13 protein-coding genes are annotated in these 11,164 nt (G+C 51.0%); all 13 read right to left on the bottom strand.

The annotated features are described in order from the left end of the window. Nucleotides 1-5 precede the first annotated feature (5 nt). Nucleotides 6-308, bottom strand: coding sequence for a hypothetical protein (locus ACQ661_RS05240; RefSeq protein WP_431667825.1), 303 nt, complete (start codon nt 306-308; stop codon nt 6-8). 540 nt (nt 309-848) lie between these two features. Next, the gene (gene rfaH / locus ACQ661_RS05235; RefSeq protein WP_431667824.1) at nt 849-1,349 is read right to left on the bottom strand and encodes a transcription/translation regulatory transformer protein RfaH; all 501 of its coding nucleotides are present in this window, start codon (nt 1,347-1,349) and stop codon (nt 849-851) included. Nucleotides 1,350-1,385: 36 nt separating this feature from the next. After that, on the bottom strand, nt 1,386-2,882 hold the full coding sequence (gene pgi / locus ACQ661_RS05230; RefSeq protein WP_431667823.1) for a glucose-6-phosphate isomerase: 1,497 nt from the start codon (nt 2,880-2,882) through the stop codon (nt 1,386-1,388). 103 nt (nt 2,883-2,985) lie between these two features. Further along, the gene (locus tag ACQ661_RS05225; protein ID WP_431667822.1) at nt 2,986-3,804 is read right to left on the bottom strand and encodes a mechanosensitive ion channel domain-containing protein; all 819 of its coding nucleotides are present in this window, start codon (nt 3,802-3,804) and stop codon (nt 2,986-2,988) included. 54 nt (nt 3,805-3,858) lie between these two features. Then, entirely contained in the window at nt 3,859-4,683 is an 825-nt protein-coding gene (gene gspN / locus ACQ661_RS05220; RefSeq protein WP_431667821.1) for a type II secretion system protein N, read from the bottom strand. Nucleotides 4,684-4,690: 7 nt separating this feature from the next. Then, nucleotides 4,691-5,215: a type II secretion system protein GspM gene (gene gspM, locus ACQ661_RS05215; RefSeq protein WP_431667820.1), complete on the bottom strand. Its 525-nt coding sequence runs from the start codon at nt 5,213-5,215 to the stop codon at nt 4,691-4,693. A 19-nt stretch (nt 5,216-5,234) separates the two neighbouring features. Beyond that, nucleotides 5,235-6,512: a type II secretion system protein GspL gene (gspL, locus tag ACQ661_RS05210; protein WP_431667819.1), complete on the bottom strand. Its 1,278-nt coding sequence runs from the start codon at nt 6,510-6,512 to the stop codon at nt 5,235-5,237. Next, entirely contained in the window at nt 6,512-7,645 is a 1,134-nt protein-coding gene (gspK, locus tag ACQ661_RS05205; protein WP_431667818.1) for a type II secretion system minor pseudopilin GspK, read from the bottom strand. Before gspK ends, gspL begins: the two co-directional genes overlap by 1 nt. Then, nucleotides 7,638-8,315, bottom strand: coding sequence for a type II secretion system minor pseudopilin GspJ (gspJ, locus tag ACQ661_RS05200; RefSeq protein WP_431667817.1), 678 nt, complete (start codon nt 8,313-8,315; stop codon nt 7,638-7,640). Before gspJ ends, gspK begins: the two co-directional genes overlap by 8 nt. Beyond that, nucleotides 8,303-8,740 (bottom strand): type II secretion system minor pseudopilin GspI, encoded by a 438-nt coding sequence (gene gspI, locus ACQ661_RS05195; protein ID WP_110076526.1) that lies wholly within the window; start codon nt 8,738-8,740, stop codon nt 8,303-8,305. The genes gspJ and gspI overlap by 13 nt, the downstream gene beginning before the upstream one ends. Continuing rightward, on the bottom strand, nt 8,733-9,407 hold the full coding sequence (locus ACQ661_RS05190; RefSeq protein ID WP_110076525.1) for a pilus assembly FimT family protein: 675 nt from the start codon (nt 9,405-9,407) through the stop codon (nt 8,733-8,735). Before ACQ661_RS05190 ends, gspI begins: the two co-directional genes overlap by 8 nt. Nucleotides 9,408-9,423: 16 nt before the next feature. After that, nucleotides 9,424-9,852, bottom strand: coding sequence for a type II secretion system major pseudopilin GspG (gspG, locus tag ACQ661_RS05185; protein WP_369744175.1), 429 nt, complete (start codon nt 9,850-9,852; stop codon nt 9,424-9,426). A gap of 18 nt (nt 9,853-9,870) precedes the next feature. After that, nucleotides 9,871-11,163: a type II secretion system inner membrane protein GspF gene (gene gspF, locus ACQ661_RS05180; RefSeq protein ID WP_431667816.1), complete on the bottom strand. Its 1,293-nt coding sequence runs from the start codon at nt 11,161-11,163 to the stop codon at nt 9,871-9,873. Nucleotide 11,164: the final 1 nt, after the last annotated feature.

The following is an 11,164-nucleotide window of genomic DNA, read 5'->3' as shown; positions in this document are numbered from 1 at the left end:
ACAACTTAGTTAGTTGCAGTAGTGGTAGTAGTTGGAGCTGGGTCGTCGTCTTCAGTTGCAACTGTAGCAACAACGCCAACGGCTACTGCGGTAGCTACTACTACTGGTACCGTTAAGCCAAGGCCTAAACCTAAACCACCGGCTGCAGCAGCGCCTGCTGCACCAGCACCGGCACCTGCGCCTGCACCAGCGCCAGCACCTGCTCCACCACCAGCGCCGCCAGCACCACCTGTGCCGCCAGACTGGGCGAACGCAGCTGGAGACAATGCTAATACTGCAGCAGCGATTAAAGCTGTTAATGTTTTCATAATAACTCCTTGGAAATATCCGAATTCGTATTTCTGCTTACAAATACTTAGTTCAAAGCATAGCAATACGTGATTATTTTGCAACCAGTTTTACATGGCTTTGTCATTAAACTTTTCTTGCTCAAGCATTTTTGAGACTTGCAAACACGCTACCGCCCTTAGGTTGCGGTTCCTAAATACCGATAGCGAGCTGTTTATTTTTCTCGGTAGGGTCGCTTGCACTTGGTCTTAAGGCTTAATTCTCTGGCCTGGTGTTGAAGCAATTTTAGGAAAGTTAGACCATCACTAGTAGGTAGGTGATTGGTACTTTCCATATACCGGTTCTTATTATTTATTATCTAGTTAGCGTTTTTATCTGGCATCAATGTATGTTTGTTGATGATGGATTTTACGCTGGTGAGGTTGATCGGTTAAATGTTAAACAAAATCGAATAACCCCACAGACCGCACTATTAAAGCACATTAGGAGATCTCCTACAACGTGCATTTAACAATTTTTACACTCGATGAATGTTATATTACAGCGCCAATATGACGCTTTTATGATCGACGAATTTGGCTAAATTCGTACTCGGCTTGTACTTCTTTTTGCAACCAATTTAACAGTACAATACAGCGGCTTTCACCATCCAAGCCGATAATCTGGGCCATAAAGCCTTTGAACGGGCCTTCGGTGATTTCTACCTGCTCACCAATTTGCGGCATGGCGGCGGCAGTGGCTTTCTGAATGGTGCTAGATTGCGCATTGAGCTGCTTCATCTCTTCAATCAGTGCGTCGGGCACTGTCGCAGGACGTTCACCAAAGGTTAACAGCTTGCTCACCCCAAAGGTGCTGCGCACTTTATGAAACTTGCCCGCGTAATCGTCAAGATCGGCAAACACATAACCGGGAAACAACGGCTCAGTAACCGGGGTGCGCTTGCCACGCCGGATCTTCTGCAAAGTGATCTCCGGTAAAAACGCAACGATGCCCTGATTCTCAAGATTCAGCTTAGCGCGCCCTTCTTGCCGAGGCTTAGTGCGTACAACGTACCAGGTCATGCAAATTCCTGTAAATTTATGAATCGATACTGCTGATTACATCCGACGAATAATATGATCCGTACTAGCATCAAAGGTGCCTTCAGGTTGGCCATCAATATCTATGTGATCAATTGCTGCCAAAATATCGACCGCAACTTTCTTACCTAATTCTACACCCGGTTGGTCAAAACTATTTATTTGCCACATTAGACCTTGAGTGAAAACCTTATGCTCGTATGCTGCAAGCAAGGCGCCAAAACTGGTTGGGGTTAGTTCGTCCATAAAAATCAAATTATTAGGACGTTGACCGCGGTAATGATGGCGAGGATCTTCTGGTTGTGCATCACCGAACCACATTAACCTGCGGTGAGCTAGACAATTCGCTACAGCTAATCGTTGCTGCTCACGCAAACTTGTTTGTACGCCAAAATCAAAGCCTGGTGCGTTGCGATGCAAAATAGCAATAAAATCCGCAGTAAATTCATCATAACCTTGGTGCAAATGCTGAAAAAAAGCATGCTGCCCATTGGGTCCAAAACCACCCCAGATAATTGGGCCAGTAGGATAGTCGATAGGTTCGTTGCGAAAATTAGTCTGCTTACCGTTACTTTCCATATCCAACTGTTGTAGATAACTCGGCATATAACGCAAGCGTCCATCGTAGGGCAAAATGGCTAGGTTATTAATCTGCCTGCTCTCTCTATTATAGGCTCCGATAACGGCCATTAACATGGGAATATTCTGCTCTAATGGTAAATAAGCGAAGTGCTCATCCATTTGTTGTGCACCATCAAGCATCCGGCCGAATTGATGGCTCCCAATCGTCAGAGCTATCGGCAAACCTATCGCTGACCAAATAGAATATCGTCCGCCAACGGTGTCTCCAAAACTTAGCTGTTGGGCTGGAGGAATACCAAAATCGGTCATCCCTTGGTTATTTGCACTTACTCCAATCACATGACGAGTAAGCCATTGATCTTCAGAGAGCGTATGCTCAATCCAACTCTTTACGGTATTAACGTTGGCAAAGGTATCAGTCGTTGTAAAGCTCTTACTAGCGATAATAAATAGTGTCGTTTCTGGATCAACAATTGGTAATACCGCATAAAGCTGGCCACCGTCCATAGAGCTGACAAAATGTACCTTCAAGTTGTGCAAACTGGCATCATCGGCGAACTCTTTCAGCGCAAACGATGACATCATAGAGCCAAGATCTGATCCACCAACGCCGATGTTTACCACATCGGTAATGGGCTTGCCCGTTGCACCTAGCCATTTACCACTTCTCAACAGTCTGACTATTTCGTTAAAGCGATTTTTGCCATTACCAGCGCGCACCACGGAATGAAAACTACGACACAAAGTATGAGTGACGCACTTGTTTTCCGTTTGGTTCACAAACTCGCCTTTGAGTAGTTGCAAACGAAGTTCATCAAAGTTATCTGGAAGCTTTTTAGCAGCAAAGGCTCTGATATCTTCTAAGGTGAGCCCCTGAAAGCTGTAATCAAGGTTTAAGTGCTGCGATTCCACTACTTGATTATTCTCAAGCATGCCAAACTCCCCTTTAATTCATTCGTTCTGCTGTTTCGTAATAATGCGGCCCCACCTAAAAAAATGGGGCCGCCAAAGATTTTACCTAACAAACCCCACCTAATCACTCGGGCTTGTGAAAATGCACATCCATTTGTGGGTATGGGATGCCGATGCCGTTGTTGTCGAGGGCAAGTTTAATTTCGCGCATTAGATCCCAGTACACGCCCCAGTAGTCGGTGCTTTTCACCCATGGGCGCACGATAAAGTCTACGGATGAGCTGTTTAGTGCATGTACTTGGATGTTCCAAGCGGGGTCTTTCAGCAGACGACTTTCAGCTGCCAACACGCTTTCTAGCACTTCTTTGGTTTTGTGCAAGTCGGCGTCGTAGCTTACGCCAATCAGCAAGTCTACGCGGCGGGTGTCTTCGCGGCTGTAGTTAGTGATTGGCTGGCTGGTGATTTGTGCGTTTGGCACAAACACCACTTTATTGTCTGGGGTTTTTAGCACGGTGTTGAAGATGTTTACTTCGTTTACGGTGCCTGATACGCCACCAGCGTCTACGTATTCACCGGCGCGGAACGGACGGAATAAAATAATCAACACGCCCGAGGCCATGTTCGACAGCGAGCCTTGTAGCGACAAGCCGATAGCTAAACCGGCGGCACCCAAGATGGCGATAAACGAGGTGGTTTCGACGCCTACTTGCGACAATGCCATTAAAATCGCGGCAATAAAAATCACCGATTTGACGATGGCGCTTAAGAAGCTGATCACGGCTTTGTCGGTGCCGCGCTTCTCCATGCCTTTGCCCATCATTTTTGCGACTGAGTTGGCAATCATTTTACCGACAATCAAAATGATGATGGCGACGATAAATTTCACGGTGTAGCTTAAAATCAGCTCTTGATTCTCGCTAATCCAAGTGACCACTTGATCCATGTATTACTCCTTGTTGCTGTTGTAAGGGCTGGTGTACGGTTTACGACGTACAGCTTACCAGTTAAACGGGATACGCCCTTGACTATCAGGTTGTCCGATAAAACTAACCATTTCTGCCACCGGCTGTGGCGCTTGTGTGGTGGGCTTGATGCTGCCTGCCACGGATAACTGGGGACGCCCCATCGAGCCCTGCACTTTGGCCTCGACGATAAGTCCTAACCAATTGTTATCCTTGATTGTAGCAGATATTGCCTGGTTAGCGGTACAGCCCAAGTGTAAGCGATAGTCGCCAAGGGCATGCCAAGCTTGATTCAGCCGAATTTCGCTGGAGGTCCAATCTAATGTCCCTTGCATGCTATCGCAGAAACGACCGCTAGTTAGGTTGCGATTACTGTAATCATCCAGCTGCAACTGCCACTCGCCCGCCACCGTCAACGGTACCGGCAAGCGCAACTGATTCACCGCCGCCTGCACATTGCCCGCCAGCTCACCGCTGAGTTGAAGGACTTGCAGACCCACCTCCGGACCCTGCTCCGTAGCTGGGGCTGCAAGTTCCTCATCGGCGCTAGCTGCAACGAGCTGCACTTGGCCCTCGAAAACGTTGCCGGCGGGGATGCTGAGTTGTAGGTCGAGTTTGCCCAGCAGCAGCGCCAGTGGGCTGAGCTGCCATTCTACTTGCTCGAGGTTGAGGCTGGCACCGGTGGGCAGTTGCGCCTGTAGGTTCATGGTGCCGCGCCACAAGGTACCTTGCAGTGGTGTGATGTGGGTGCCGGCTGGCAGCACGTCGTTCGCCAGGCTGAGCCAACGCGCTGGGGCAGTGGCGAGTAAAATAATCAGATACAGCGGCAGTAACCACCACCATAATTTAAATAACTTCATCTTGGGCTTAAGCTCCACTTACTTGCAAACGTCGCACTCGCACCACACCTGGCTCGTTCGCCGCCACCGCATCTACTTGTTCAACGGTTAGGCCGGCTTGACTTTGCAATTGCTCTATCAGGCGCAGCAGGGTGTTAAATTCGATGCTATCAATCACCACAATCAGGCTGTTGGATTGCGGCTGCATGCGGGTAATTTCGATTTGGTTGCGACTGGCCAATTGCGTAACTCGCTCGCTTAAACCGCCGCGGATGCTAGCGTTACTTACGGTGCTAGCTGTAGCGCTTGACCCTTGGCCCTTAGCGGCCAGATAGCGACCGGTGTTTTCACGTACCCATTGCAGCAGCTCTTGTTGCGCTTGAATCTGCAATTGCCGGTCGCGCTTGCCATCGACGATCGGTTTATAGGCCAGAAAATACAGCAGGGTGATAAGAAATAAGGTACCGCACACCACCACCAGCAGCCGCTCGCGCGAGTTCAGCTGGTGATAACGTTCTTGCCATGGCGCTAATGTCTTGTTGATAAAATCCATAGATGTTCCTGTGTTGCTCTTAGCCTGCACGTTTGATGGTGAGGTTGCCGTTGATTGCGCCATCTTGGTTACTGGTTGGCCCCTGCTCTACGCTTACCTGGCCGCCTTGGTTGGCTACTTTTCTAAAGTTTTCGAGGCTGTCAAAGCTTCCGGCACGTACTTGCAAGCGCAAGGTGTTGGCGTCGTAGCGCACCAACTCTAGTTTAATGTCTTGCTGTGCGTTAAAGGCGGGCTCGAGTGCTTGCAGCAAAGTAAGTGGTGACTCACTTGCGCCTTGACTACCGATACCACTGAGGTGTTGATTCAGCTGGCTGCGTACATTAACGATACGGGTTTCGTTCGGGAACACGCCTTTATAAGTGTCTTCAATGGCTTGTTGCAAGGCGGTGGATTGCTGCCCTAATTGCACGTATTCAATCACTTGGCTGGTATAACCTAGCACCACCAAAATGCCGGCGGCGATGGCGGCTGATTTGTATTTAAAACTGCCGCCGCTGCTCTTTTTGCGTACCGGCTTGTAGCTGTGTTGACGGAGGTTTATCGGAGCGATTTGGCGCTGAAAACGTACGCTGGCTTTCTTTTGATCAGCACTGGCATCAGTGCTGGCATCAGTATCGTTCAGTTGGTTATTGCAGGTCAGTGCCATCAATGAGAGCGGGTGCTCAAGGTTGGCTGTTGGATCAATCAACGTGGCTTGTTGCTCGCCTACTAGCTGGTCAAGCAACATCTGCGCGATGGCAGGCTCGGCACTAAAACCGCTGTATGGCCCGGTGCGCACCAGCTGCTCTTTGCCGAGTGGCCCTTCGATAATACAGGTGGTGATGATGGCTTCGGGCGTTGCTGCCACCGGCAGCATAAAGCTATCGGCGTACATGGCATCGACGCTTAAACCCTGTGCCTCAAACGCCGCCAACCATTGCTCCATTTTGTCGTGAGCAACCACGTTTACCGGTATCGGTCCTTGGTGCTTGCGCGCTAGGCTTGGCCAGCAAAAATGCAGATCAGCGATATCCTGAGCTAGTTCGTCTTCTAAGGTGTTGGGGATAACCTGCGCCAGCATGCGCATGGCCGAAGCCGGCAGCTCTACTTGCGTTTGCAGCACTTCAGTGCTGGGCACATAGGCAATCACGCGGCGGTTGCGGCCTTGTTCGGTTAATTGGCTTAGCTGGTCGTTGTGGCTGATTTCGCCGCTGGCAATCAGCTCGCTCTGGCTGGCGTTCCAGCATAACCACTGCGCGCCCAGCAGAGGCTCGGCACTGGGGGCGTTAGCGCTAAGGCGAATAAATAGCTGTTCCATTACGGCTCTCCTAACCCGCGATACAGTACTTGGGTCTGCTCGTTGGTAATTAATAACTGGCTATGCGCATCGATTTCAAGGTCGCCGACCCTAATGCGGCTATGGACCTCAAAATATTTGCTTTTTACATCAAAATCTTCCAGCGCCCCACCCAACTTCTCGTTGGTTACACTGGGGTCGCGTGGTCCGCCACCAAGGTTTGGCCGAATTTGCCCTTGGGCGGCGTTATTCAGTACGCCATTGCCCTTAGCGTCTTCCACCGATTCATAGCCGGCTTGCGGACGATTATTAATAAAGCTTTTCGCATCTTCAAGGCTGAGCGCGCCTAAGCTCACGGCATGCAGCAAGTTCGCTTGCTCTGACGATACCGTATTAAGATTAATCTTCAAGCTGTTATCCCGTGGGATAACGCATACGTACGGCTTGATTTTGTGGTACAGCGGTGCGGTTACCCCGCGCACTAATCTAAATTCACTGATATGGTTCAGCCATGTATTACCGGCATTGTGCGGAAACTGCTGACTCTGATAGTCACTGGTTTCGGCGCCATAGGTACCGCTACCACCGGTACCTATGTCATCATCAGGATCTAACCAATCGGCCAGTGAATCCACAATCACATCCACCGCGTAGGCTTCCATACTGTCGTCTATCGACATCAGCAACATGCGCAGTTGCGCTTTACGCCGTACTAAGCGCATTTTGGTGGCTTCATCTAGCGCGCTGCCGTCTATGCCGCCGGGGTTGTTATTATCATTACTAGTAACCATGCGTAAAGAATTCAGGTTAAAGCAGCTGTGTAAATCTTTAATGCGCCCGGCAATGCTGCCTCCCACCACGGGAAAGGCCACGCCGTTTTGGCTTTGCTGATACCACACTTGGTCTTGGCTGGCGATGCCTTCGCTATCGGCTAATTCGCGTTGTAATAATTCTCGTACCACTTCTTCGGCGCTTAAGCTGTACCAATAAGCTTGCTCTGCTTGTTGTAAATTGCCGGTGCGTAGAACGCTGGTTTGTAAGCGCCCACTTAAGCTAATAGCCAACACGCTCACTAAGGCGACTACTAATAGCACCATTAACAGCGCTACTCCGCGCTGGCGTGAAGGAAGCTGCGCCCTAACTGCCCTAACCATTGCCGTCACCTGGTTGTTGCTGCTGCTCGGCCTCGCGGCGCTGAGTTTCTTCTGCTTCGCTCATTGGCGTCAGTAACAACACCCGTTCGATCACGCCCCAGCTGTTGGTGTGCACGCGCAGCAGCAGTGCTGGCGGTAATTCGCCGCTGGCTCGTTGGCTTTGAATATTGCGGCTACTACCAAACTCGTTGGCCTGGTCATTGAGTTCTTTGCTGTAGCCTAAGAACTCGACTTCTAGCGCAGTGACGCCTTCCATCATCGGCCGTTTGGTAAAGGAGTCTTCGCCATCGGCTACATCCACAAAAATCGCTGATTGCCGCCACAAGGTATCCTCTTCAATGCTGTAGACAACCGGCTGCAATTCGCTGCGCGGAAAGATGCCAGCGGGGTTAAACCAACCGCTGCGGACAAAAGCTAACAGGTTTTCTTCGGCTAAGAGATAGAAATCGGTGCTGGTTTGGCGCGGTACTATGTGGCGGATATCTTGCTCAATCAGCAGCATGGTGTATTGCAGTTGTTCTAATTGGGCAATGGCTTGTTCGCTTTGCTCGCTGGTGCGCATCATAGCGTTCACCACGGCAGCGCTGGCTAGCCCGATTACCGCCATAATGGCAACGGTAACCAGCACTTCAACTAAGGTAAAACCAGCGCGGCGCATCAGTCGTCCCACTCGTTACTATTCACCGAGCGTTGATCGGTGGCAGATTGGGGGCCTAAAAAGCGTGCTAACTGATGCAACTCGCGGGCATCTGCAGACGGGCCACTAATCACAGAGCTTTCTTGGCGCGGCTCGTACACACTCACCACTACTTGATAGACGCCAGCAGTGGCGGTTTTGCTGACACTGGCGCGCCACGGCCAATACTGGTCAGCGATCAGCTCACTGCCGCTGTCACCATTCTCCGGTGGATAAGTTAGAGTCATGCGCGCTAACGCATTAGACGCGGCTAAGCGCGCCATAGTTTTTTCTTGCATGTAACTGAGGTTGCTCAGATGCTGACTAGAGGCCATCACCGCTGCCGTTGCTGCGAGCGCAAAGATGCTCAAGGCAATCATTACCTCCACCAAGGTGAAGCCGCGTGCTAACCTAGTCATCACGTACTCGCTCGAGGCTTAGCGCTAGGCCATCGCTGCTGTGAATGCGCCATGCGGTACCGGCGCGCAGCGCAAAATCATCCTGCAGCACTAGCTCAAAGGGCTGCATCTCGCCACTGCCAAAAATCATCAGTTGCGGCATTGGCTCGCTTTTGCGGCTTGCTCGCGCGCCTCGGCCCGCTTCATCGTCACCCGACTGTAATACATTGCCCCGAGCACTGCCATTGCTGGAATTACGATCCCCACTAGCAGTACTAGTAGATGAACTGGCGAAAGCGTCATCTTCAACTCCAAAAATATCCACTAAATCTATGTCTTCTTGCTCAAGTAGGGCAAGCTCGGTACTACTAATTTGCATCGAAAGCTGTTGATCTAACTGATGCGGACGTAACCCACGTTCGTTGATGTTCTGCCAAATGCCATCGCGGTACTGCACAAAGCGATAGCTGATGCCGTCATCAATACGTAGGCCTAAAATGGCATGACGCACCAGCGCATAGTCGCGGGCGTAATTTAACCTTTGATACAGCATCCGCGCTTGGTCTTCGACACTGGTATCACGCCGATCGGGCACCACAAAGCTGACGGTAAGGGCCAACATGGCAATAACCGCCAAAGTGACCATCACTTCAATTAAGGTAAAACCGCGGCGGCGCTGCATTCCCATCAGTTACTGGTATCCGCTACTGATCAAGGTTCCAGTTGCCGATATCGTCATCGGTACCAGGTTGACGATCTTCGCCGGCTGAAAAAATATCGATATCGCCATTCTCGCCTGGGCTAAGTAAGAGATAATCGCTGCCGTACGGGTCTTTCGGTAGGCGTTTAATGTAGCCACCACGGCGATAGTTACGCGGCGCTGGCTCGCTGGTTGGCTCGTTCACTAAAGCCTCTAAGCCTTGCTCAGTGGTAGGAAACAAACCGTTATCTAGGCGATACTGCGCTAAGGCATTCTCGAGCGAGATAATATCGGTTTTGGCTTTTTGGCGGTTGGCCTGTTCACCGGCACCTAACACGTTGGGCAAAATCAACGAGGCTAAAAGACCCAAGATGGCGATAACCACCATCACTTCGATAAGACTAAAACCTGTTTGTTTTTTCATCGGATTCACCTCTAATAACAAGAATAATTACAAGCCGACGCTTTGATTAAGCGCCAAAATCGGCTGAATAATAGCTAGTACAATTAATAAGACCACGCCGGCCATACCAACGATCAGTGCTGGCTCAAATATTTTTAGCGCAACGTTCATGGTGGTCTCAAAATCACGGTCTTGGTTATCCGCAGCCCGCCCGAGCAATTGCTCGAGTTCACCGGATTTTTCACCGGCCGCAATCATGTGCAGCATCATCGGCGGAAACAGTTTGCTCTGCGCCAAGGCGGCGCGCAAGCTACTGCCCTCGCGTACGCGGTCACAGGCTTCGTCGATGGCGATTTGCATAGCGCGGTTGGTCATCACCTTGCCAGTAATTTTCAGCGCATCTAACAAAGGCACCGCCGACGCCGCTAAGATACTAAGGGTGCGGGCAAAACGTGCGGTATTCACGGCCTTGATCACCCGCCCCACTAACGGCACTTTCAATACAAACGCATCAAATTTATCGCGCCGTTCAGGTTTGCGCAGCAATTGTCCGCCCACTGCTAACCCGAGCAAGATCATAATCAAGGCGATCAGCCCATAGGCTTGTAAGAATTCGCTGGCCGCCAGCAAGAACCGGGTGGTAGCTGGCAAGGCTTGGTCTAGGTCGCTGAATTGTTCCACGATTTGCGGCACCACGCTCACCAATAAGAAGATAACCACGCCTATCGCCACTAAGGTCATGATGGCGGGATAAACCAGCGCTTGCACCAACTGCCCTTTGAGGCGGTTGCGTTGCTCAGTGTAATCAGCTAGGCGATTAAGCACCTCGCCAAGATGGCCCGAGCGCTCGCCAGCGGCCACCATTGAGGTGAATAACTTATCAAACACATGCGGATATTCGGCCATGGCTTCGGCCAGCGAATAACCCTCAACCACTTTGGAGCGCACTGCCATCAAGAGTTTTTGCAGGCGGGCTTTGTCGGTTTGCTCAGACACCGCAAACAAGGCTTGCTCGATAGGTAACGCCGCCCCCACTAAGGTCGCTAACTGGCGCGTGATCAGCGCCAAATCGCCGGCACTCACCCCACGCGTCTGCAACCTGGTTAATAGCGAGGGACTTGCAGACCCAGCTCCGGACCCGGCTGCGGAGCGAGCTCCAGAGCTGGGGCTGACAGTTTCTCCACGGCTGCGGCTGCGCCCTTGCTCGGCGAGCTCAACACTGACCGGGATCAGTCCTTGTTCGCGCAGTTGCGAGCGCACTTGACGCTCGGTATCGGCTTCGATGACGCCTTTGGTTTTTCGGCCACTGGCATTCAGTGCCTGAAATGCATATGCTGCCACG

The organism is Pseudidiomarina sp. WS423, from assembly GCF_050750165.1.
Classification (GTDB): Bacteria; Pseudomonadota; Gammaproteobacteria; order Enterobacterales; family Alteromonadaceae; genus Pseudidiomarina; species Pseudidiomarina fusca.
Note: the sequence above shows the minus strand (reverse complement) of the source record. Positions and strands in the feature narration are given on the sequence as shown.

Excerpts from the sequence above, each read along its gene's own strand:
- ACQ661_RS05240 (WP_431667825.1), bottom strand. The coding sequence starts at position 308 with ATGAAAACATTAACAGCTTTAATCGCTGCTGCAGTATTAGCATTGTCT.
- rfaH (WP_431667824.1), bottom strand. The coding sequence starts at position 1,349 with ATGACCTGGTACGTTGTACGCACTAAGCCTCGGCAAGAAGGGCGCGCT.
- pgi (WP_431667823.1), bottom strand. The coding sequence starts at position 2,882 with ATGCTTGAGAATAATCAAGTAGTGGAATCGCAGCACTTAAACCTTGAT.
- ACQ661_RS05225 (WP_431667822.1), bottom strand. The coding sequence starts at position 3,804 with ATGGATCAAGTGGTCACTTGGATTAGCGAGAATCAAGAGCTGATTTTA.
- gspN (WP_431667821.1), bottom strand. The coding sequence starts at position 4,683 with ATGAAGTTATTTAAATTATGGTGGTGGTTACTGCCGCTGTATCTGATT.
- gspM (WP_431667820.1), bottom strand. The coding sequence starts at position 5,215 with ATGGATTTTATCAACAAGACATTAGCGCCATGGCAAGAACGTTATCAC.
- gspL (WP_431667819.1), bottom strand. The coding sequence starts at position 6,512 with ATGGAACAGCTATTTATTCGCCTTAGCGCTAACGCCCCCAGTGCCGAG.
- gspK (WP_431667818.1), bottom strand. The coding sequence starts at position 7,645 with ATGGTTAGGGCAGTTAGGGCGCAGCTTCCTTCACGCCAGCGCGGAGTA.
- gspI (WP_110076526.1), bottom strand. The coding sequence starts at position 8,740 with ATGACTAGGTTAGCACGCGGCTTCACCTTGGTGGAGGTAATGATTGCC.
- ACQ661_RS05190 (WP_110076525.1), bottom strand. The coding sequence starts at position 9,407 with ATGGGAATGCAGCGCCGCCGCGGTTTTACCTTAATTGAAGTGATGGTC.